Annotated in this window: 20 protein-coding genes; 10 read left to right on the top strand and 10 right to left on the bottom strand. The window is 32.4% G+C overall.

All coding sequences use genetic code 11. The features are described 5' to 3' along the window. Positions 1-375 precede the first annotated feature (375 nt). Entirely contained in the window at positions 376-1,566 is a 1,191-nt protein-coding gene (locus ABEY15_RS07765; protein WP_429889546.1) for a CapA family protein, read from the bottom strand. Between the two features lie 407 nt (positions 1,567-1,973). Here ABEY15_RS07765 and ABEY15_RS07760 point away from each other — a divergent pair, with 407 nt between their 5' ends. Genes ABEY15_RS07760 through ABEY15_RS07750 form a run of 3 tightly spaced genes read left to right on the top strand, consistent with a single transcriptional unit; the run spans position 1,974 to position 5,329 of the window. Beyond that, positions 1,974-2,924: an AAA family ATPase gene (locus ABEY15_RS07760; protein WP_429889545.1), complete on the top strand. Its 951-nt coding sequence runs from the start codon at positions 1,974-1,976 to the stop codon at positions 2,922-2,924. Further along, positions 2,925-4,124, top strand: a complete 1,200-nt coding sequence (locus ABEY15_RS07755) for a DUF58 domain-containing protein (RefSeq protein ID WP_429889544.1) — start codon at positions 2,925-2,927, stop codon at positions 4,122-4,124. It abuts the gene before it with no gap. Positions 4,125-4,141: 17 nt separating this feature from the next. Further along, positions 4,142-5,329: a hypothetical protein gene (locus ABEY15_RS07750; RefSeq protein WP_429889543.1), complete on the top strand. Its 1,188-nt coding sequence runs from the start codon at positions 4,142-4,144 to the stop codon at positions 5,327-5,329. Between the two features lie 88 nt (positions 5,330-5,417). Here the strand turns inward: ABEY15_RS07750 and menC are convergent, their stop codons facing one another. From menC to ABEY15_RS07730, 4 genes are read right to left on the bottom strand one after another with little or no spacing between them, the layout of a single operon-like run. Next, positions 5,418-6,533: an o-succinylbenzoate synthase gene (menC, locus tag ABEY15_RS07745; RefSeq protein WP_429889542.1), complete on the bottom strand. Its 1,116-nt coding sequence runs from the start codon at positions 6,531-6,533 to the stop codon at positions 5,418-5,420. A gap of 27 nt (positions 6,534-6,560) precedes the next feature. Beyond that, positions 6,561-7,403 (bottom strand): GNAT family N-acetyltransferase, encoded by an 843-nt coding sequence (locus tag ABEY15_RS07740; RefSeq protein ID WP_429889541.1) that lies wholly within the window; start codon positions 7,401-7,403, stop codon positions 6,561-6,563. Further along, positions 7,378-8,553 (bottom strand): amidohydrolase, encoded by a 1,176-nt coding sequence (locus ABEY15_RS07735; protein WP_429889540.1) that lies wholly within the window; start codon positions 8,551-8,553, stop codon positions 7,378-7,380. The genes ABEY15_RS07740 and ABEY15_RS07735 overlap by 26 nt, the downstream gene beginning before the upstream one ends. Positions 8,554-8,577: 24 nt before the next feature. Beyond that, a complete protein-coding gene (locus ABEY15_RS07730; protein WP_429889539.1) occupies positions 8,578-9,432 on the bottom strand; it encodes a MurR/RpiR family transcriptional regulator in 855 nt (284 codons plus the stop codon). A 317-nt stretch (positions 9,433-9,749) separates the two neighbouring features. Between ABEY15_RS07730 and ABEY15_RS07725 the strand changes: the two genes are divergently transcribed. Then, positions 9,750-10,859, top strand: coding sequence for a glycosyltransferase family 4 protein (locus ABEY15_RS07725; RefSeq protein ID WP_429889538.1), 1,110 nt, complete (start codon positions 9,750-9,752; stop codon positions 10,857-10,859). Next, positions 10,852-11,634, top strand: coding sequence for a HipA family kinase (locus ABEY15_RS07720; protein ID WP_429889537.1), 783 nt, complete (start codon positions 10,852-10,854; stop codon positions 11,632-11,634). The genes ABEY15_RS07725 and ABEY15_RS07720 overlap by 8 nt, the downstream gene beginning before the upstream one ends. Positions 11,635-11,697: 63 nt before the next feature. Here ABEY15_RS07720 and ABEY15_RS07715 read toward each other — a convergent pair whose 3' ends face one another. From ABEY15_RS07715 to ABEY15_RS07700, 4 genes are all read right to left on the bottom strand, one after another. Next, the gene (locus ABEY15_RS07715; protein ID WP_429889536.1) at positions 11,698-13,008 is read right to left on the bottom strand and encodes a UDP-glucose dehydrogenase family protein; all 1,311 of its coding nucleotides are present in this window, start codon (positions 13,006-13,008) and stop codon (positions 11,698-11,700) included. A gap of 1 nt (position 13,009) precedes the next feature. After that, complete coding sequence (galU, locus tag ABEY15_RS07710) at positions 13,010-13,915, bottom strand: UTP--glucose-1-phosphate uridylyltransferase GalU (protein ID WP_429889535.1); 906 nt, start codon at positions 13,913-13,915, stop codon at positions 13,010-13,012. Between the two features lie 135 nt (positions 13,916-14,050). Further along, positions 14,051-15,772, bottom strand: coding sequence for a glycosyltransferase family 4 protein (locus ABEY15_RS07705; RefSeq protein WP_429889534.1), 1,722 nt, complete (start codon positions 15,770-15,772; stop codon positions 14,051-14,053). Then, positions 15,769-16,866 carry a CotS family spore coat protein gene (locus tag ABEY15_RS07700; protein WP_429889533.1) on the bottom strand — a complete coding sequence of 366 codons (1,098 nt, stop codon included), beginning with the start codon at positions 16,864-16,866 and terminating at the stop codon, positions 15,769-15,771. Before ABEY15_RS07700 ends, ABEY15_RS07705 begins: the two co-directional genes overlap by 4 nt. A 300-nt stretch (positions 16,867-17,166) precedes the next feature. On the opposite strand from ABEY15_RS07700, the gene ABEY15_RS07695 reads away from it, so the two are divergent. Further along, positions 17,167-18,135 carry an NAD-dependent epimerase gene (locus ABEY15_RS07695; RefSeq protein WP_429889656.1) on the top strand — a complete coding sequence of 323 codons (969 nt, stop codon included), beginning with the start codon at positions 17,167-17,169 and terminating at the stop codon, positions 18,133-18,135. A gap of 122 nt (positions 18,136-18,257) precedes the next feature. On the opposite strand, the gene ABEY15_RS07690 is transcribed toward ABEY15_RS07695, so the two are convergent. Beyond that, positions 18,258-19,538 carry a helix-turn-helix domain-containing protein gene (locus tag ABEY15_RS07690; protein ID WP_429889532.1) on the bottom strand — a complete coding sequence of 427 codons (1,281 nt, stop codon included), beginning with the start codon at positions 19,536-19,538 and terminating at the stop codon, positions 18,258-18,260. Between the two features lie 301 nt (positions 19,539-19,839). On the opposite strand from ABEY15_RS07690, the gene ABEY15_RS07685 reads away from it, so the two are divergent. The 4 genes from ABEY15_RS07685 to ABEY15_RS07670 are packed head-to-tail and all read left to right on the top strand — an operon-like array spanning position 19,840 to position 23,809. Continuing rightward, positions 19,840-19,965 carry a hypothetical protein gene (locus tag ABEY15_RS07685; protein WP_091021959.1) on the top strand — a complete coding sequence of 42 codons (126 nt, stop codon included), beginning with the start codon at positions 19,840-19,842 and terminating at the stop codon, positions 19,963-19,965. 5 nt (positions 19,966-19,970) lie between these two features. Further along, complete coding sequence (locus ABEY15_RS07680) at positions 19,971-21,533, top strand: spore germination protein (RefSeq protein WP_429889531.1); 1,563 nt, start codon at positions 19,971-19,973, stop codon at positions 21,531-21,533. A 25-nt stretch (positions 21,534-21,558) separates the two neighbouring features. Beyond that, positions 21,559-22,662, top strand: a complete 1,104-nt coding sequence (locus ABEY15_RS07675; RefSeq protein WP_429889530.1) for a GerAB/ArcD/ProY family transporter — start codon at positions 21,559-21,561, stop codon at positions 22,660-22,662. After that, on the top strand, positions 22,649-23,809 hold the full coding sequence (locus ABEY15_RS07670; RefSeq protein WP_429889529.1) for a Ger(x)C family spore germination protein: 1,161 nt from the start codon (positions 22,649-22,651) through the stop codon (positions 23,807-23,809). The genes ABEY15_RS07675 and ABEY15_RS07670 overlap by 14 nt, the downstream gene beginning before the upstream one ends. The last annotated feature ends 45 nt before the right edge of the window (positions 23,810-23,854 follow it).

The following is a 23,854-nucleotide window of genomic DNA, read 5'->3' as shown; positions in this document are numbered from 1 at the left end:
CAACTTATTCATCAAAAAAAATGGTTACACTAAAAACCTAATTTTATATCCTTTACTTAGAAGTGCATAATAGCTTGCTAATCAGTTTGTAGGTCGATTAAGATCGAACATCAACTTATTATAATAATCATTTGAAAAAATTGTTTTTCTATAAATTAACTCTTAAATATTTTTAGCTTCTTAAGAATAAACAATTACCAGAGTTTCTTGTTATTATAAAACCGATCAAATATATTAACATTTATCATTTTTAGATCATCAATAAATAAATTATTATATCAATTAAATTCACTTAATAAACGTTTGACCATTTTATATTTCAACACTTTGAAAGATTTATATGCAACCTTCAATGTTATAGCCAACATTAGATTTCTATTGAACCTCAGAAATACTTTTTAAATCCTTAATATTTGTTCGCATATGGTTCATTATTTCGATGTATCTCATTTTGCCATTTTTTAGATTAACATCATTAATATTTTCCAAAGACATAATTTTAAAATTACGATTATCACGATAGTAATTATAAGTTGGAAAAAAACTTGGATTTGCTAATTCAATTTTTACATTTTGATCAGTTTGAGTTTTAACTACATCAATTGTACCCATGCCACCAATTAACTCATAGATTTCATCTTGAGCTGATAAGTAATTTCCTAATGAGTAAAAGACGATTGTTTTATTTCCCGTTTTTCCAGTGATCCAAGCCGGCGGTTGCAGGACGTGTGGATGATTTCCAATAATAATTTGAACTCCCATATCTGCCAATTGTTTTGCAAGATTCTTTTGGGTATTGTTCGGCATTCTTTCATATTCAATCCCCCAATGCATGGCAACTACTACTACATCTGATACTTTCTTTGCCCTTGAAACATCACTACGTATTTTGGCAAGTTCGATCAAATTTACTAAATAATCTTTTCCTTTAGGAACAGGAATCCCATTTGTACCAAATGTGTAAGCAAGAAATGAAAATCGAATATTATTTTTATTTATCACTCTAATTTGGTCATGATCTGCTTGTGATTTAAAAGCACCTGTATATGGCATATGAATAGCGTCCCAATGGGAAATTGCACTTCGTATAATTTTTTCACCTCGATCAAGCGAATGATTATTGGCCAGTGTCACAAAATCAACCCCAGCACCTTTGAGTGCATCTCCAACTTCATATGGACTATTAAACGCTGGATACGTAGATAATCCGAATTGTTTTCCACCTATCATCGTTTCTTGATTCGCTACTAAAATATCTGGCTTTTCCATCGTTTTTCTAACTTCATCAAACATTTTATTAAAGTTATATACTCCATTTGGGAGCATAGCATCTTCATAAACTTCATTATGTATTAATAGGTCCCCCACGGCACCAACCGTCACCTTTGTAACTTCCTGATTTATTTTTTTAATAGGCTCTTTCTGCTCTTTAACCTGTTCTGTATTTTGTTTATTTTCTTTTACTTTGTGTTCATCTTGATTATTTTTTGTACACCCGCAAACTAAAGCAATAAAGCAGGTAACTAATACTATCATTATCTTTTTTATCTTTTTTATCTTTTTCATCTTTTTCTCTCCTGTTAAAGCAAGGTTCAATGGAATGAATTGTATATTGTATAGGAAAAGACAAAACAATCCGGAACCTTTATCTACTCATATTTTTATCCTCATCATCATTTAATACTCTTTATGATCCTTAAAAACTTTAGTCTGCCACTGGCGTTTCCGACTTTCCGTCTTTTAAGTTATTTCCATTTTTTAGCAATCAAACATTATATTCTACAGTGTTTTTTTAAAAATATCAACTAATATTTATCATTCATTTCAATAGATTTTAAAAATTGAGAATTATTGGACTTTACTATTGTTTAACTATTAAAATAATATCATGTTCAACAATTTTTTCATCTATAAACAGGTCACAATTCATATTAAATAGTGTTTAAAACGTTTTGAAAGATAAGGAGAGAACAATGAATAGATCAGAAAAGTTATTACAATTAAAGAAAGAGATTAGTCACGTGATAATAGGTAAAGAAGATGTCGTTGAAATGATCTTCATCGCTCTTATTAATAATGGGCACATTCTACTGGAAAGTGTCCCTGGTACTGGAAAGACACAATTAGCTAAAAGCTTTGCCAAAACGATTAACGGTTCGTTTAAAAGAATTCAATTTACTCCGGATTTATTACCTAGTGATGTAACAGGAATTCAATTTTTTCATCCAAAAGAACAAGACTTTCAACTTCGAATCGGTCCTGTAATGACGAATATTTTATTAGCAGATGAGATTAATCGTGCTACACCTAGAACGCAGGCTAGTTTATTAGAAGTAATGGAAGAACGCCAGGTAACAATCGATGGAGAAACTATCCCACTACCAAATCCGTTTATCGTTATAGCAACCCAAAATCCTATTGAATCACAACAAGGTACGTTTCCATTACCTGAAGCACAAATGGATCGATTTTTTATGCAGATTCGTTTGGCATACCCTACATTTGAAGAAGAAAAAAGCATTATGAAATCTTATCGTTCAAATACTCCATTTTCGAATTTAAAAAACGTACTAACGTTAGAAGAAATTGATGAAATGAAAGAACAGGTGAAGACTGTTACAATTTCGGAAGAAGTAGAGGATTATATTTTAAACATTATTCATACAACGAGAAATCATGAAGATATTCAACTCGGCATTAGTCCTCGTGGTACATTGGCACTAATGAGAGCCTCACAAGGTAAAGCATATATAAACAATAGATCATTCGTCACTCCACAAGATGTGAAGGATGTTGCGATTTATCTCCTTTCACACAGATTAGTCTTGACCCTTGAGGCATCCTTAAAGAAAAATGCTATACAAGTTATAGAATCAGTTTTAAATCAAGTTGAAGTTCCTGTAGAAGCTGGAGCTGGTCAATAAATGACTTGGAATAAAGAAATACATGGTAAAAATTCACTTGATATCCTAATTATTTTTGGGATCATATTTCTAATTATTAATGTCTATCAATCTTCCTATTTATTAATGTTTTTAGGAGGATTTTTAATCATCATTAGTTTGATGAGTCGATACTATTTAAAACATATTGCTGATCACCTTGTCATCGAAAACGACAAGGAGCCCATTCGAGTTTCCGTCGGAGAACAATTTAATTTACCTATTAAGATAACCCAGAATCATTGGTTACCAATTATTAACGCAACAGTTCGAATAAAATTAGAACCCATTGTAGATAGTATAAATTTTAAAACAGTTAGTAGCGATTCAAATTTGGAACTAATTATCCCAATTCAACTAAAAGGTAACGAAACGATTCAGATTACATTACCGCTTTCAGCTACTAAACGTGGAGTTACTAGAATTAAACAGGTAGAATTAAAAATTTCAAACTTTTTCAGTTTAGGTTATTTATATTTAACCTATAAACCATTTTTACATAAAGAAATTATTATTTATCCTACATTAATTCCTGTACCCCAAATTGAACAAATCATTTCGACTAACTCATATGGTAGTTTTGTAACAAATACTAGTATGTTTGAAGATTTTCTTGCTCCGATTGGAACAAGAGACTATGTCTATTCTGACTCATTTCATCGAATTCACTGGAAAGCTAGTGCTAAAACACAAGTACTTCAAACGAAAATTTATGAACGAACTGCTGACTATTCAATTACATTTATTATAAATTTACGAGATACTCATCATGATAATTTTAGATTAAGTATCATTGAAAACATCGAATCAATTGCTAGTAATATTGCCTATATAGTCCAATACGCTGCATTAAAAAATATTAATTATGAAATATTTCTAAATTTGAACATGGAAAGTGGAGTTCCTGTTTATCATTTACCAATTGGTGGAGGTAAATCTCAACTAGGTAAAACTTATGATATTCTTGCTCGAATTAATGGCGCAAGAATGACTCAGCCGATTGATCGATTACTACATTACGTAGAAAAGCAACAACGAAAATCTCCTGTTGTTATTTTATGTGGCCCGTTCAGTAAGCATGGAGATCGATATTTCGCTCAAATGCGAAAACGTGGCCAAAGCATCTATTATCTACAAGATGATGTAGAAAGTCCAAAGCTTGTTCCATTTGGACAACATTAAGTCGAAAGGATAATGAAATGATTTTACGTTTACTTTCTACATACTTTTTTTCATTAGAATATCTATTACTCTATTTAATCGTTATATTTATATACGAATCAAAAAATGAGCTGCCACCTACTTTGGCAATCATTTGTATTTTTATGATTGGAAATCTATTTTTACTTTACTCATTACGAAAGGCTCAAGTATCACGAGTTATTCCGTTTCTAGCAGCCATTATTTCTGGAGGAATCAGTTATACTCTTGGATTAAATTCAGTGACATCTATTTTATGTGCTAGCTTTATCTATTTTCGACTTGAAGCTTTTCTTAAAGACTCTTCGTTATGGATTGAAGAACGAAATAAATTACAAATCACTTTTTATTTAACGAGTTTGATAGTCCTCTTTTTTGGCTGGACTTCACATTATTCTCATATGAACTTGATATTATGGATCATAATCATTTTTACAATTCTATTTAGTTTAGGTAGATACTTTCAACAAGCTGTCACTACACAAACCATTAAAAACTATCGAGGAATTATAGGATCAATTAGTATAGCAACACTGCTTACTGGTACCATAACGTTAATATTACCGATCTTAAAGTGGGCGATTTTTAAATTACTGGACGGTTTATTTAGTGCAGTTGGGTTTTTAGGAACTCCTTTCTTTAACTATGTAGATCGAATCACTATAAAAGAGAAAAAAATTAAGTTAGGTCAAAATTCAAGCGCTGAAGATAAAGTTCCACAAAATATACGTAATCACCATTATATTTTAGAGTCGACTCCTACTTGGGTATGGTTATTATTACTGATTATCGTTTTAATCGTAATTTGGCTAGTCATAAGAAAGCTTACTTATATACGTAATGAAAAACATACTGCCAAACAAGAAATCAGTATCGAATATAATGCAATACCAGAACACAAGAGGAAAAAAAGACGCTTTTTCAAACACTCTGCCCCAACAGAGCAAATCAGAAAACTAATCTTCCAACTCCAAAAATATGCATCTAAATACAAGATGGGTCGAAACCAAAATGAAACATTAAAAGAGTGGTTGGAGCGAATACAAATACCGAATGAAGATGAACTAATTAATGCATATAACTCGGTTCGCTATGGTAAAGGTGAAATAAAGGATATTGAGAAATACGAAGAACAAGTGAAAAGAATCAAGGATAAGATTAAAAGCAAGAATAAGGAAGAAGAATAAGATAAAACCCAAACCTTTACTTAGGTTTGGGTTTTCACGCTTTTGAAAAAAGCTAAATGATGTTCCAACTTTCTCAATACTCTTGTTTTTAATTCTTACTGTAGATTTTCGTACTGATTGTATATTTTTCAATATTTTGCAAGTATGGGTCGTACCCGATACCTGGTTTTGTTGGTACGGTGATCATTCCATTTTCTACGGTTACTTCTGGTTCGATTATGTCCTCTGCCCAGTATAATGCAGATGCCGCTGTGTCTCCAGGTAGAATGAAGTTCGGTAATGATGTGATTGCAATATTATGGGCTCTTCCAATTCCTGATTCTAGCATTCCACCGCACCATAATGGAATTCCATTTTCCTGGCATAGATCATGTATTTTTCTTGATTGAGTAAGTCCTCCAACTCGACCAATTTTAATATTAATAATTTTACAGCTTCCTAGTTTTATTGCTTTTCTAGCATCTTCTAGTGAGTGAATACTCTCGTCTAAGCAGATCGGTGTTTTCATTCTTTCTTGTAAATCTGCGTGATCGATAATATCGTTGTATGCAAGTGGTTGTTCGATCATCATTAAACTATAATCATCTAATGCGATTAATTGATCCATATCAGATAATGTGTATGCTGAGTTAGCATCCGCCATTAAAGGAATAGTTGGATAAACTTTTCTTACTTTATCGATCAGTTCAATATCCCAGCCTGGTTTAATTTTTAATTTAAATCTCTTATAGCCTTCTGCAAGTCGGTTCTCGATAATTTTAATTGTTGAATCGATTGAATCTTGAATTCCAATGCTTACTCCTACTTCGATTTCCTTTTTAGTTCCACCTAACGCAGTTGAAAGTGAGATATTTTCTTGTTTAGCATAAAGATCCCAAATTGCTCCTTCTATGGCAGCCTTGGCCATATAGTTCCCACGAATATGTGAGAAATACTTTTCGGAAATTTCGTCTGGGTGGGTAATTTCATTATTTAACACGATTGGAATTAAATAATCTTCTAGAATATGCCAATTTGTTTTTAAAGTTTCTTCATTATATAGTGGATCAAGCATAGCAACAGATTCAGCCCAACCTGATATTCCATCTTCGCTTATCGCTTCTAGTAGAATAAATTCACGGTCATATTCAGTACCAAAGCTTGTTGTAAATGGATGCAATAAATCTAGCTTCATATGGCGTAATATTACTTTTTTAATTTTCATTTCCGAACTCTCCTTTATATTTCTTTTCTATTTGTTCAGTACATAAAAATGAACTGGCATTTCAGAGTCTGAATTCTTAAAAAATCCAGTAACTTTCCATCCGCTTTGAAATAATTTTTTAAAGGACTCTCTAGTAAGCATTCGCCACTGGCTTGCAATTTTAATATTCGTTTCTCTAATTGTTCGGAAATCTTTTGGTACTGCAACAAAGGCTAGATCGTTAAACACATCTGTATCGTTTTGAATCGGCATTGGTATTCCGTCATTGTTTTCTTCCCATTTAATAAGTGAATTTTTAACTGCTTCATCTAATTCAAAAGGTCTCAAATTCTCCTTTTCCTCTTCCCCTTTTGCAATATACCATTCAACTAGAAAACGATCAGATGGAATTCCACTATTTAATAAGTCTTCCATTTCTCCATAGCAGTTTTCAATATACGTACTACAAACTCCACCTAACTTAGAAATATTTAAATATCCATTTGCTGTTTCTAATGGGTCATAAGTCCAAGTAATCAGTTTATAGCCGAGTTTAAGAGCTTCTTCTCGCTGGGCAATTTTAAGAAGTTTTCCAATCCCTTTATTACGAAACTCTTGATCAATTCCAAGCATATGAGAACAAAGATAAACATTTTGTCCATCATAACCAGGAAAACTGTATTGAAATCCAATTATTTTATCGTCAAAATATGCACCTAAAACTAATCCTCCATTTTTTGCCGCTGTAATTGTTTGATGCGTAGGAATTGAATCTTCAAAACCCCAAATTTTAGATTCTAGTTCTCGTACCTGCCCCATTTCTTCGATAGAATGGAGTGCACGGATCTTAATTCCTGTATTAACTTCAGATTGATTCAATTTGTTTAGCATTTGCCTCACCTCTTAATTGTTCTTGTTCTGATGCTAATAAAACTGTTTGAGTTAAAATTTTCGCTCCATAATGAAGTGCTTCTAAATTAAAACTCATTTGAGGATGATGTAACCCCGGAGTTAATCCACACCCTAAACCGACCATTGTAGCCGCAATTTGAGGATATTTATTTGTATAGAAATGGAAGTCCTCCCCACCATTTGAAATGCATTCAGGCACTACATTTTCATGTCCGATTATTTCTACAATGGCTCTCTCGGTAATTTTTATTGCCTGCTCGTTTTGTACGGCCGCTGGAACAAACTCTTCCATAGACCACGAAATCTTAGCTTTTGTTTCAATCATTGTTTCCTCAAAAACCTCAACTGTGCGGGCATTTAATTGATTCATAATGTCATTTGTTTGCGCTCTAACATCAAGTGAAAACTTTACCGATTCTGGGATCGTATTTGAGGCTTCATTTTCAGTTTGAATTTGGGTCATTTTAATTGAATGAGGGATATCCGTATTTAAATTTATTTGCTTTAATTTATTGACTATTTCAGCTGCTACTTCAATCGCATTAATACCATCTTGTGGTCTAGAAGCGTGAGCCTGTATTCCTCGAATTGTCCCTTTAATCGTTTCAGCAGACCCATGTATGATCACTGGAGATGCTTTTTGAAAAGGTACTTCTCTTTCTGGTCTTAAGTGTACGCCAAACAATGAAATGACATTGTCTAATGCACCATTTTCCATCATTTGAAGAGCCCCTTCACCCTTTTCTTCGGCTGGCTGGAAGATAAATCGAATCGTGTGTTTTGGCTTTATACCACTTGCAGAAATCGCCAATGCTGCATATAAAACCATCGTACTATGAGCATCATGACCACATGAGTGGTTTGCCATTACAACACCATCAACTTCTTGAACTAGTGCATCCATATCAGCTCTTAGCGCAACAACTGTTTCATTTTGGCCCTTAATTTCAGCAATAAATCCAAAATGATTTTTATACGTTTTAATCTCAATTTTTGCATCATGTAGTCGTTCTCTTAAATACTTTGCTGTTTTTTCTTCTTGCCAACTAGGCTCAGCTAGCTTATGTAAATCCTGGTAAGTTTGTAAAATAGTTGCTTTATTATGATCTAGATAAGATTGTGGATTCATAAGATTTTCTCCTAACTGTTTTTTCTATTCTATAAACACTTCATAAGTAGAATAAATTTTTTCCAATTTTTGTTGATACATTTGAATTCTTTTTTGGTCCTTTTCATATAATCCTGCAATCACTAAATTTAATAGACTAATAACTGATGCTACCGAGTTAGAGCCACTTTCCACATTTTCTTCTGTAGTTAGAACGATATCTGCAATTCGACCGATTGGTGATAATAATCGATCAGTAACTGAAATTAAACTTACTCCATTTTCTTTCGTACATTCTGCAATTGTTAATGTTTCCTTTGCATACCTTGGAAAAGAAAATGCAACAACAACTGATTTTTCTGTTAAATTACAAAACTTTTCATAAAAGTCACCTGCTGGAGAACAATACAATACGTTACCTCTAATTGAGCTTAACGTATTCGAAAACCAGTAGGCAGCTATACGGGATACACGATGACCAACTATTAACACTTGATCAGCACAGGTAATTGCTTCAATAGCTTTTGAAATTTCCTTAATATTCGAAGGTTGTAATAAATTTCTTAAAATATTTACTTCATTTTCGATAATTTTTGTAAAAGTATTTTGTCCTTCGGTATTTTTTATCTCTTCTTTTTCTTTTATATAATCGGCTTTATTTAAATGAAGAAACTCGTTTTGAACACATAACTGCATATCACTGAAGCCTTCAAATTCGAGTGCATATGAAAGACGAATCACCGTTGTTTCACTTACTTCAGCTTTTTTTCCAATTTGATAAGCAGTTTTAAAGGCACACTCCTCAAGATTTTCAATCATATAAGTCGCTACTTTTTTTTGCCCTGGCGATAATTGTGAAAATTTTTCCTTAACTAACAATTTAAAATTAGGTCGCTCCATTATTTTAATCCTTCCAAAGTTGAAGTTTATCCTTCATTCATTTAAAAAATTGCAGTAAATACTTCTTTTTTCTTATACATTATCATATCCCTAAATGCGGAGCAAGGAAAAATGAAAGTAATTTTTTCTGCCTTTAACCTAATAAATATTTGTAGTTTGTAGTTACTTGCCCTTACAATTTACCTCAATTTGAATTAACTAAAATAGGACTACTATTCAAAATTTGAATCCGGTCAAAAGCCGTAATCGTGTATACAATTAGTTTTCAAATCGGTTTAAACGTTATTTGTATACCCTAAAATTAAGGAGGGGGAAATTTGAAAGTCTTAATAATCTGGCGTCTCTTAACAGTTGGTGGAGTTAATGCTGGCTGGAGGAATCGTTCAATTTATTTTAAAAAGTTTGGAATTCATACTGAGTTTCTATATACAACTGATCATGGTGGATTACACATAATGGAAGATATTGCACCTATCTATTTAACGAAAGATGAAACCGAAATTATTGGAATCATTAAAAATAATGCCTATGATGCAATCATTGTTGTAGATACAGGAGCAGCATATAAGTGGTTACAGAAAGCTAATTATAAAGGTCCAGTTATTGTAGAGGCACGTACGCCCGAGCTTATTAAACTACAACCACATTTAAAGAAATTCAGATCAATAGAACCTGTTTCTATTATCGTTCCATCGAATTATCAAAAAAGATTAGTCTCCATCTTAACAGATAACATCCCCATTAAAGTAATTTACAATGGAGTTGACACCACATTTTTCCATCCATTAGATACAGATGAAATTGCATATGAAATTAATCCAATACTTCCAAATAATAAAAAAGTAGTTTGCTGGATCGGTAGAGTCGATAAACGTAAAAACTGGCAAATGTTAATCGAAGTTGCTAAGAAGATAAAAAGTGAACGGTCGGATATTGAAATATGGTTAATCGGGGGAGCTCAAAGTGTGCAACGAGAAGATTTTGCATTAACTTGGAAGGAAGAAGGTCTAACTGATCTTATCAAATGGTTTCCGGTAATTCCATATCAACAGATGCCCCATGTATATGCTAAAGTACTTCAATCTGGTGGATGTACAATCGCTACAACAAAAGTTGAGTCATTCGGCAATACTTTTATTGAATCCATGGCATGTGGAGTCCCTGTTGTTGCTTCTAATATAATGCCTATTTCAGAAATCGTTCTTCAAGGTGAGACAGGTATGCTTTTTCGGGGACATGATGTACAAGATGCCGTAAAGAAGATTTATTCAATAGTTGATAATCAAAAGCTTCATCAAAAGCTCTCACAAAATGCGCTCAAGCATGTTGAACAAAATTTTGCTATTCAAAAAGTGGCTGATATTTATCGCGAATATCTTTTAAAAATTAGTGAAAGTAAAAATAGTGATGTGATCCAAAATGATTGAACCAGTTTCATATATTAAAAAACTAGAAGGAAAGTCAAATGCTCATTTAATTACCTTTAGTGATGGTAGAGATTATGTCGTGAAATATTTTCGTTCTGGATTTGAAAAAACATTACCAAACGAATGGGTTGCCTATTGCATTGCTAGATTTTTAGATTTACCTGTTCCTTATGCTCAAATTGTTTCAATTCCTGAAGAATTTTCAAAAACAATACCCGATTTAAAACTAGATGAAATTCAACTCTCAAAGTTTCAGTTTGCTTCTTTGTATGTACCTGAAACTTTAAATGGTCATCAAGTTTTATCAGTTCCAAGTATAGTAAATAAAGATCAGCTAGCTGGCATCATTTTATTTGACTATTGGCTGTGCAATGGAGATCGTACTCGAAAAAATATTTTACTACGCGAAGAAGGTTTAGATCAATTTAAGCTTTGGATTATTGACCATGCTGAAGCATTTGGTTCTTACAGTTGGTTAGTTTCAGAGTTAGCAGCTTTGCCTAATAATATAATGAAAAGTTCCACACATCAATTCATGTCCCAGTATATAGAAAGTGAAGAAAAATTTAATGAACAACTGCAGATCATCCAAAGATTCCCAGTCCTGCTATTAGAAGAAATTGTGGAATTAACACCAGATGATTGGTTATTATCAAAGGAAGATAAAAAAGCAATTGTTGGCAGATTAGTAAATCGAAGAAAAAAAATTCTCCCATACCTAAAACATAAATTTGTAAAATCGATTTACCGTTCATTACATGAACAAAAAGAATAGATTTTCCTCTATTAATATAAAAACGACTTCAAATTATTTTAGAAGTCGTTTTTTTTCATTATATTATTGAATGATGGACGGTTTACCAACTGGATAATATTCTATTTTCTCACAATCTCTTACTCTATCTTCCATAATACAGTTCCTTCCGTCAAAAATGATTGGATTCTTCATTTTATTTAATATGCTTGGTAAGTCAAGCTCTCGAATTTCTCTCCACTCAGTAACAATAAAAATTGCATCTGTATCAGTTACGCATTCATTTATTGAACTAGCGAATGTAATATTACTACCTAGAATTTTTTTAGCGTTTTCAATTGCAACAGGGTCATATGCATTTACTTCTGCACCTAATTTTATTAAAGAATTTACAATTTTAATAGAAGGTGCTTCTCTCATATCGTCTGTATCTGGTTTAAAAGATAAGCCTAAACACGCTATCTTTTTCCCTTTTAATTCACCAAATCGTTCAATAGCTTTCTTTACAAGCAATTCGTGTTGAAATTTATTTATCGAAATAATTTCTTCTAAAAAACCAAATTCAACCCCATTTAACTGAGCTGTGTGCAATAATGCTTTAACATCCTTTGGGAAACAAGAACCGCCATAACCAATACCTGCATATAAAAATGCTTCACCGATTCTTTTATCTTTCCCCATTCCTTTTGCCACATCTTCAACATTTGCACCAACTGCTTCACAAAGATTTGCAATTTCATTTATATAACTTATTTTGCTAGCTAAAAATGCATTAGACGCATATTTAATCATTTCTGCACTTCGAATACTAGTAATTAAGATTGGTACATTTAATGGTTTATACATTTCTTCAACAATTCTAGCAGACTCTTGATTATTGCTACCAATAATGATTCGATCTGCTTCCATAGTATCTTTAATTGCAGATCCTTGTCTAAGGAACTCAGGATTTGACACGACGTCAACTACAATCTCTTTACTGCAATTTTGTTGAATAATTTCCTTTACGATTTCATTCGTGCCAACCGGAACTGTACTTTTTATAGCAATAATTACATCATGTTTAATATTTTTTGCGATATCAATTGCTGCACTTTCAAGATAGGATAAATCTGCTCCTCCATCTTCTCTTTGAGGGGTACCTACTGCAATTACAATAACTTGAGCAGCTTCTAATCCTTTATCGTATGAGGTTGTGAATAATAATTTTCCTAACTTTATATTTCTTGTTATTAATTCTTCTATTCCTGGTTCATATATTGGAGATATACCAGCACATAAATTATTAATTTTAAGTTCATTTATATCAATACAAGTAACTGAGTGACCAATCTCTGCTAAACAAACTCCTGTTGTTAAACCTACATAGCCCGTACCTAATATAGAAATTTTCAAGTTATTCCACTTCCTGAATCTTCATATTTGGGGCTTCCTCTGCTATGACCTCATTTAAAAAAGCAATTACTTCATTTTTTATATCTTCTCTATTGATTGCAAAATCAATCGTAGCCATTATGAATCCAATTTTATTTCCAATATCATAACGTTTCCCTTCGAAATTAAATGCTAGGACAGACTGATCTTTATTTAATTCATTAATCGCATCAGTTAATTGCAATTCACATCCTTGTCCAACAGATAGTGTTGATAAAATATCGAAAATTTCTGGAGTAAGAATGTATCGTCCCATAATTGCATAATTTGAAGGAGCATCTTCTAATTTTGGTTTTTCTACAAGACAATCAACTTTAAATAAATTTGTATCATAAGTACTTTCTTTAGGTTTAATTACTCCATATTTACTTACTTCTTGATCAGGAACACCTTGAACTGCTATAACTGGGGCATTATGTTTCTCGTAGACTTTAATAATTTGCTGTAAGCAAGGTGTTGTGGACTTAACGATGTCATCTCCTAGCAAAACAGCAAACGGTTCATTTCCTATAAAACTCTTAGCACATAAAATTGCATCCCCTAATCCCTTTGGTTCCTTCTGACGCACATAAAAGATTTTCACCATATTGGATATCTTCTGCATCTCTTCCAATACTGTTAACTTGTTTTTACGAGATAATGATTCCTCTAATTCATATGATTTATCAAAATGATCCTCGATCGCTCGCTTGCCTCTACCACTAATAATAATGATTTCTTCAATTCCAGAAGCTACGGCTTCTTCAACAATATATTGAATAGTTGGTTTATCAACTATAGGTAACATTTCCTTTGGCAGTGCTTTCGTTGCCGGCAAAAAACGAGTCCCGAGACCGGCAGCGGGAATAATAGCCTTGCGGATTTTCATTATACTTACCTCCAAATATTTGTTCATTCTACTTTATATGTAAATAATGGTGTACTTGTCACCATATATACCTATTAGGCTTAGAAAATTTAAGGCTTAGAAACTAGTAAAAAAAAGCATGTAAAATCTACATGCTTAAACGGTTTTATTTAGATATAAATCAATTACACTAGTAATTCTCTTTAATTTCTTTTGTTCTGCATTAACCCCAGAATTTTGTTCGTTACTTCTAATTTCTAAATTTGTTACTTCATTCACTTTTTCATTTATAGTAACCTTTTCAGTTACTTTTCTAATACGTTTTAATACCATTGGATTAGGATTAGCTGTCAACTCACTAACATCTAGTTTTTCTCGAGGAATTGACCTCGCTTTTTCTACTAATACTTCTTCCATTGTCTTTGATTCAGTGTTAGATTTTGATTTGGATTTCGCTACTAATACTTCTTCCATTGACTTGATATCAGTAATTGATTTTGTTTTTGTTTTTGTTTTCTCTACTTTTACTTCTTCATTTACTTTTGTTTCAGTAATTGATTTTGTTTTTGTTTTTGTGTTTGTCTTTGTTTTCTCTACTTTTATTTCTTCATTTACTTTTGCTTCAGAATTATTATTTGTATCATTCATAACTGCAAACTCTAAATTTGGCACAACTGATTTAGATACAGCCTTTGATTCAAATTGCTCTAATTGTTCTGATGAAATTGATGAATTAAATTCAGCTTGCTGCCATACTGATAGAATATCATCCGCTACACGGTTCCATAAATATTTAGAAACTGCAAGCTCTCTACCTTTTCTTCCCATATTCTTCATTAAAGTTTTATTTGATAATATTTCTGTTATTTTAGTGGCGAATTCATTTGGGTCTTCTGGATTTTCAACGATTAATCCGTTCTCTCCTGGTATTATTACTTCAGGATTTCCTCCCCTAGCTGTCGTTACAATTGGAAGACCAGCTGCCATAGCTTCATAATGAACCCTTGCAAGCGGCTCCTGCCATAAAGAAGTACATACAAATAAATCGGCTACTGCAAACCAGTTTTGAATTTCAAATGGAGATACAAATCCTGTTGTAATAATCGGAACATCTTGTCTTTTTGATATAGCTCGAATATAGGCAACATAGTCCGTAACATGATTTTGACTAAACCAATTGCTACCTACAATGACTAAAGCTAAATTATTAAAGGATTTTGAAAGTGTTGGTAATGCTCTTACTAAGCGATCTACGCCTTTGTTTTCTGAAAGTCTTCCTGCAAATAAAATTACAGTCTTATTTTCCAAACCAAATTCTCTTCTTAGCGTATCTCGCGTATTTATGATCCTCGAATCATTTCCAGGTAAAAAACGATCAGAATCGACGCCTGAGTAGATTGTACTAATCTTATTAGCGCTTTGTGGATAAAGCTCACGAATTACATTCCCAACATAATCGCTAACTGTTACGATCCTTGAAACTTCTTCTACTACTAAATTAGCCTCATCAACATCGATTTTTCCTATATTAAACATATCATTATGCATACTTAAAGTGATTTTTGCTTCGGGAGCCACTTTTCTAATCGGTAGAACAAGTCGAGGTCTGTTAAAAATGTGGATCAAATCAAATTGATTTCCTTCAATGTATCGAACTACCCCTTCACGATATAGTTCCAATACTTTACCAGGGACACGTACATAATGTACACCATCGATTGTTTCTTCATCTGGTAATGATGGATCGTTTACACCTAATATCGTTATATTGTGAACTTTGCTTAAATAAGGTAAACTACCTGCAATGTAAGTCTGAATCGCACCACCTAATACTGGAGGTACTGGTAGGTTTTCTGTACAAACCATTAATATTTTCATAAATTTCCACTCCAGTCGTTGCGAATTTCATTCAATGTAGCCCATTTTGATTCCTCTAAATCAACGATTGATTGAATTAATTGTTTTGTAGTTTCGCCCAAAAATAATTCTGGTTCATAAAGAACTTCTTTAATATTTTTATAAAATTCATTTGGCATTGCAAAATCAATCATCAATACGTCATATAACTCTGGTGAGATTGGATTTGCCTCATGATATGCGTTAATCATTTCCCTTACCCATGTTACATCCCATGCGAATAAGTCAGACATTGTGCCAGATATAAGTTTTCTAAGATCACGAATTGGCAAGTCAAATGCAACTCCATCTAAATCAATAATCCACATTCCATTCGGACCCATTTGACCATTTGACCATCCGTAATCCTGGTGAACTAAGCCCCAGCTTGCGTTTCCTTCTTTTACCATTGTAAAATAACCTGAATTATTTAGGTCTTCGATACATTTTCTTGCTTGCTCTTGAAAAGTATCTACTACATATAATAAATCCTGACTAGCAGGCATTTCTTCATAAGCTATCGCAATTGTTCGGAACCAATCCATTTTGTTATATACTTTTTCATAACTTTTTGGCCATTTGTGTAATCTCGATGCAATCTCTGCTTGGTTCGGTGGTTCATATCCTTTACTTAAGCGATGAAACTCACCAAGTGCGTAACATAGCTGCTTTGCACCTTCCAAATCTTTAGAAACAGGCGCCAACTCTTCAATCCATTCTGCAACGAACCAAAGCTTACCACCTGCTTCTACAAATTCCTCACCATCTCTAGTTCGAACGATTGCTGGAACTCTTGCATTTTGTACTTCAACTAAATACTTTTGAGCCCCTAAACTAAACATACTTCTAGTAGGTCTCCTGTGTAAAAGTTTAAAGCTTTTTGGACCATCGTTTGTTTCAATTTTCCAAATCGCTCCACCTTTGTCTGCCTTCGTAGTAATTACTTGCATACTGTTGACTTGAAGATCATAAAACTTAAGTACTTCAAGACCAATTTGTTCAATATATTCAGGCACATAGAACTCATCATGAATAAGCTCATCGACGATCCATGGCTCAATTATTATATTATTCAATTTATCCCTCCTACTTTTTAAAGCCCATAAAAAAACGAACATTTCTTTTTATGTGAAATGTAATAAAGAGTTACTTTTCTTAGATATCATGCTCAAAGTGAGCTTAGACCTACTGTATAAATATGATTTTGTCCAAGTTTTGTGAGGGTAAATGTGTATTCTACTAAAAGTATTTCTCTTAATCTGGTTAAATACATATTTCTTAATGTTTTCGAACTTTTGCGTTTCAACCTACATATGATATTGCAACTCTAGTTAAGTAAGGAGGTTTTTATAATTAATAAAACTGATACTAAGAGCATCTTGATTACTGGATGTGCTGGATTCATTGGTTTTCATTTAAGTAGACGCTTATTAGAGCAAGGTTCACATATCGTAGGCATTGATAATATAAATGATTACTATGATAGAAGTCTAAAATATGATAGATTGGATCTTTTAAAAAATTATGAGAACTTTAGTTTTGTAAATGGTTCAATCGATAATATGGAACTGTTAGAAGAACTCTTCGAACACAATGATTTCGATGTAGTTATTAATCTAGCAGCACAGGCTGGAGTAAGATATAGCTTAGAAAATCCCGGATCATATATACAATCTAACCTTGTAGGTTTTGCCAATCTATTAGAGTGTTGTAAAAATCATCAAATAAAACACCTCATATACGCCTCTTCAAGCTCTGTTTACGGTAATACTAAACAAACTCCCTCTTCAATTAATGATCGAGTTGACCAACCAATTAGTTTATATGCAGCTACAAAAAAATCAAATGAATTAATGGCACATTCTTATAGCCATACATTTAATCTACCTACTACTGGTTTGCGGTTTTTTACTGTATATGGACCGTGGGGTAGACCAGATATGGCATTATTTAAATTTGCCAATTCAATCATTAATGGACAACCAATAGATGTTTATAATTATGGAAATATGAAACGAGATTTTACTTATATTGATGATGTAGTTGAATCGATAGTTAGAATCATTAAAAATGGGCCACCAAATGAATCCTCCTCGTATTATAAACTTTATAATATTGGTAACCATAGCCCAGTTAAATTAAATTATTTTATCGAAGTTTTGGAAAAGCAACTTGGTATAAAAGCAAATATTCGATTATTGCCGCTGATTTCAGGAGAAGTACTTGAAACATATGCCGATATTGATCAACTTGTAAATGATATTCAATATAGTCCAACTACTTCAATTGAAGACGGTATTGCTAAATTCGTTGAATGGTTTAAGGAATATAAAAAAATAGACTAATAACTTATATAAATAAGGTTACAAATGAAATAGCCACAAGGATTTCAACCTTGTGGTTCATTTGTCTAATCTAGAAATAATTTTCAGCTATTGCTGTTTAATGACAAAAAAAGAAGCCCAGTTTAAGGGCTCACTACATATAAAATATTCGCCTGATTCCGATCATCACTTAACATTTGAATATAATCCTCATTTAATTGATCTGTTAAATGATCTCTATAGTGCCAAATTGATAATAAGCATAGTTTAAATTTTTCAATTATACCTACGTTTTTAACTTTTCTAGCTACATTTATTAAATCATTTAACCCTTCAATATATTGTTTATTCTCACATTTTAAAATTGATTGTGCATAGCAGAAATCCAAATACAAATGTTGTTTATACAAATTTGAACTATTGGCCATTTCATTAATTATCTTTTCATGATAATTGATTAAAGCTGAAGCATCTCCTAATCTTCCTAGCTTTACATAGGATTCAATAATTCTCGGAATGCCTACATATAGATCATCTCGATCTTTAATCCAATCGTAGTATTCATCAACAAAATGTAACTCGCCGAAATCAAGTAATGTAACATATCGGTTCCCAATCGCAGCCTCTGCAAAAAAATCATTTATTTTACCGTACTTCTTTATTATTTTAAGCACTTCATCTAAAGAATTACTTAACCTATTCAAAGCGAAGCCTTGGTATACTAATGCATAGCCGTAATGTTTTTCATTTTTCGCCATTTTTTCTAACCGCTTAGCATAATGAAGGACTTTGTCCCATTGTTTTAACATATAGTAAGTAGCCGTAATCCATAAAATCGTTAATTCCTGAAAATCATCTGGCATATAGCTCACATATTCTAGAACATGAACAAGAGTTGCTGGTCCTTCCTCTGTTAGTCTATTTAAATAGTACTTTCTAAAATAGCTAATAGCAACTTCCTCTGCTGTTTGATCTGGCATGTGATGAATAATGATTTCATATAAAGGCAAAGCCTCTTTTTCTTTACCTTCAGCAAATAACTTTTCAGCGATCTCATATAAATTTTGTAAATTTTTTGTACGAATTGTCTTAGATTTCTCCTCTAACATTTCAGAAATAATAAAGTCTAACTCTTTATTAAATCCATTTATTGCACATTTATAAATAAACGCTACACTTCTTCGTTTATCTAAATATCGATTCTGATTAAAGCATAATTGTGTATAGCTTGAGTAAAAATATCCTTCTGCCAAACCGAACGCTTCTGTAATTGCATCTAAATAATGCAAAGAAAGAGGCTTTTTATTGTTAAATACTCTACTAATATCACTAATATGGATTCCAGAATATTTAGCCAAATCAGCTTTATTCCAATTTTTGTCATTCATAAATGTAAGAAAATCATATAGAAGTATCTGATTCATAAGCTTTCCTCTCCATACTCGGTAATATCTTTTAATTCAACGATTCCTCCATTTTGTCTAGATGAAAAATGGAAAATTAGGTAAAATCACACGTAATCTACTAGGTTTATTATACTATTTTGTCATTTTTTTAAAATAGGAAATATTCAATTTTTTATTAAAATTGATTAATTTTTTAAATTCTGTTTCTTTATCAATTGTTTTTATTTCAGTATGTATAATACTTTTCCTACCCTTTGCGCATTCTTTTCCTATAATGGGAAATAATACCTTTATCATTTTAAATATTGGGGTGGATTAAATGTTCAAGAAAATTATTTCATTTATTCCGGAGTATCCGATTTTCATCCAAGCTTTTGTTACCTTTATCGTTCCTGTAGGATTATCAAAATTTTTCAAATGGGTTCATATTATGGAGAAAGAGTGATTTAAATGAAGCGTTGGAGATCCAATAAAATCTCAGAAAATATGGCATCTCTAAATAATGAATCTCAAAATAGTAATGAAATCTTATCCAGTGATCTCCAAGTAAATTTGGATTGGATTTTTAATGAAATTGGACATAATTCTGATGTTAAATTTAGAGAATTTTTATTAGGTGAAACAGATATTCAAGTAGCAATCATTTTTATTGATGGCTTATCTAATGCAGACTTAATTCAAAAGCATATTTTGGGCGAATTAATGACGGGACTTACTGCCGTTGCAATCAATCAAAAAAATAATGGGCAGTCTCTAAATATGGAAGACATTAAAAGATGTATTAAAGAGAAATCACTTACTGTTTGTACAATTGAAGGTGTCACTACTTATAAAAAATTAAAATCAGATGTTCTATTTGGTTCAATTGCTTTGTTAGTAGATGGTATTTCTGAATGTTTTTTAATCGGTGAAGCACTAACAAAAACTAGAGAAGTAAGGGAACCTGATTCTGAGGCACTTGTTCGTGGGCCAAGACTTGGCTTTGTTGAAAGCTTAGCTGATAATACAGCCATGTTAAGACGCGCCGGTAAAAACCCGGATTTAACGATGATTGGTTATGAAGTTGGAGAAATTTCAAAAAAACAATTAGTTATAGCATATATCTCAACTATTGCCGATTCTCAATTTATTGACGAAGTAAAAAAGAGAATAAAAAGGATTGAAATTGATAACGTTCCCGATTCTGGCTATATCGAACAATTAATAGAAGATGATTATTTAAGTCCTTTTCCTCAGATTCAAAGTACTGAACGTCCTGATCGGGTTATGAGTGCTTTAATGGAAGGTAGGGTGGCCATTATATTGGATGGCTCACCATTTGCATTAATTGCTCCTGTAACGTTTCAAATGTTAATACAATCCCCTGAGGATTATTATGAGAGATGGATTGCCGCTTCTTTAGTTCGATTATTAAGATATCTTTCTTGTTTTATTTCATTGTTTGGACCATCTTTATACATTGCTTTTATTTCATTTCACCAAGGCTTAATCCCGACGAAACTTGTATTCCATATAGCGGCCACTAGAGGTGGTGTCCCTTTTCCGCCACTAATTGAAGCACTTATAATGGAAATCTCGATCGAAGTCTTAAGGGAAGCTGGACTACGTTTGCCTAAACCAATTGGGCAATCTTTAGGAATAGTTGGAGGATTAATTATCGGTCAAGCCGCAGTTGAAGCAGGTATTGTCAGTACGATCATGGTTATTGTAGTTGCAGTAACGGCAATTTCGTCATTTACATTACCTCAATATAATGTAGGAATTGCCCTTCGTATGCTTCGTTTTTTATCAATGCTTTTTGCAAGTGTGTTCGGTTTATATGGAGTCGTTTTATTTTTCCTATTGCTTTGTAGCCATTTAGTTAAACTCAAAAGCTTTGGTGTTCCTTATCTAAGTCCCGCTTCTCCAATTCGATTTGGTGATTGGAAAGATTTCTTCATAAGAGCCCCAATATTTTTTATGAAAAACCGGCCAAAAAGTATGCAAACAAAAAAAAATACAAGGATGAAATAGCTTAAGAAAGGAGGAGTACTAGGTTATGAATTCAGATCCTAATGATCGAATATCAACAAATCAAACTGTTATGTTTTTTGTAAATTTCATTTTTGGTGCAGGTATTTTAATACTACCAAGAACGATTACCGACAAAGTAAAAACGCCAGATGGTTGGATTTCCGTTGTCATATCCGGCTTACTTATTACCCTCTTAGTCTTTTTACTAGCTATGCTGTGTAAACAATATCCTAATGAATCATATTTTCAATTTACACAAAAAATAATTGGTAAATGGTTAGGAATTACATTATGTATTTTTATTATTATATATTATATTTGCCTTTCAGCTTTAGAAGTTCGGGTAATGGCAGAAACTACACGATTATTCTTACTACAAGGTACTCCTTCTTGGGCTATTTTAATTCCTTTCCTGTGGATTGGTTTATATATAGTTCTAGGAGGGATCAACCCAATCGCGAGATTATTGGAAATTATTTTTCCAATTACTGTATTATTCTTTCTATTAGTTATTTTTTTAGGAATAGGCATTATTGAAATAGACAACCTACGTCCTGTTCTTGGAGATGGTTTCAAACCCGTTCTTAATGGTCTTAAAACAACTTCCCTTTCATTTTCAGGTTTTGAAGTGATTTTATTTATTTTTATGTTTATGAAGGATAAAACGAAGGTATCAAAATCAATTATGTTAGGGATCGGTATACCTTTTGTTTTTTATACGATTACCGTTGTCGCTGTAGTCGGTGCTTTCTCAGTGAATGGAGTTTTATTACAAACTTGGCCTGTACTTACTTATATCCGAAGCTACGATATACAAGGGCTATTTGTAGAAAGATTTGACTCACTACTTCTAGTCATTTGGATTATGCAAATTTTTGCTACATATATTATCGCATATTATATTTGTACCCTTGGAATGGCGCAAATTTTTAATAAAAAAAGTATAAAGCCGTTTCTTTTTGGTACATTACCATTTATTTACATTATTTCAATGATTCCTAAAGATATAAATCAAACTTTTACAATGGCTGCTACGATCGGTAATACTGCATTTTATTTATTTGGAATCATCCCAATTATCCTACTAGTGATTTCATCTGTGAGGAAAAAAATAAATGAGAAAATGTAGGTTAACACGAATCGTAATTTTAATTTCTAATACTATTCTCCTAATTTTATTATCGGGTTGCTGGAGTAGTAGACCAATTGAGGACTTAAACATTATCATAGGTTCTTCATTAGACAAGGATGGTGACGGAAAAATAAAATCGACTTTACAATATGTCGTTCCCGAGGCATTGGATACAAAATCTGGTGGAGATAATGCATCAAAACCTTATATAAATGTGATCGGTAAAGGTGTTTCGTTAGAACCTACAGGATGGGACACTACTTTAAGTAGACAAGGATACATTTTTGGAGCACATCAAAAATGCGTTATTATTAGTGAAGAACTTGCTAGAGAAATAAACCTCCGAGAGCTTACTGATTTATATTTCCGTGATATCGATATTCGTGGAAGTACACTAATATTTATTGCAAAAGGTGAAGCCACAAAGGCATTAGAAACGACTGAACCAAATGTCATTCCTTCATTACGAATCGTTGAAATTGCAAACGAATCATTAACTTCAGTAATTGTCAGTAAAACACCGTTAATAAAAATTGGTGGATTAATGAATTCTGGTTCTAGTTTTCTCCTCCAATTATTAGAAACAACTGATAAAGGTGTTAAGTTTTCTGGCGGTGCAATTTTTAATGGTAAAAAAAATAAAATGATTGGCACTCTTAATCCACAAGAAGTAGAAGGAATTAATTGGATCACTGCACAAGGAAAAGGCGGAGCAGTAAAGGCATACACGAAAAAATCAAATGGTCCGACTTGGTTTCAAATTGAATCGATGAAAAGTAAAGTGACACCTCATATAAAAGGTGATAAAATCACTTTTGACGTCAAAATTGAGTCCGAAGGTAGAGTAGCAGAATATTGGAATCCTAAATTAAGACCTTTATTTGAAGAAAAAAATATTAAAAGGATCGAAAAAGCAACCGATGCGGAAGTCACAAAAATAGTAGAAAATGTAACAAACAAGCTTCAAAATGAATTTAAAACAGATGTTGCTGGATTTGGAAACGAAGTAAGAATCCAATACCCCCAAAAATGGAAAAAAATGAGTAAGAATTGGGATGAACTATTTAGTAAAGCTAAAATAAACTACGATGTTCATATTACGATCAAAGATTATGGAATGATTGGAAAGAAAAAAAACAAATAATAAAATAAAGCTCGAATCCATAACAGGATTTGAGCTTTACTATTT

The organism is Gottfriedia acidiceleris, assembly GCF_050457485.1.
In the GTDB taxonomy this organism is placed as follows: domain Bacteria; phylum Bacillota; class Bacilli; order Bacillales; family Bacillaceae_G; genus Gottfriedia; species Gottfriedia acidiceleris_D.
Note: the sequence above shows the minus strand (reverse complement) of the source record. Positions and strands in the feature narration are given on the sequence as shown.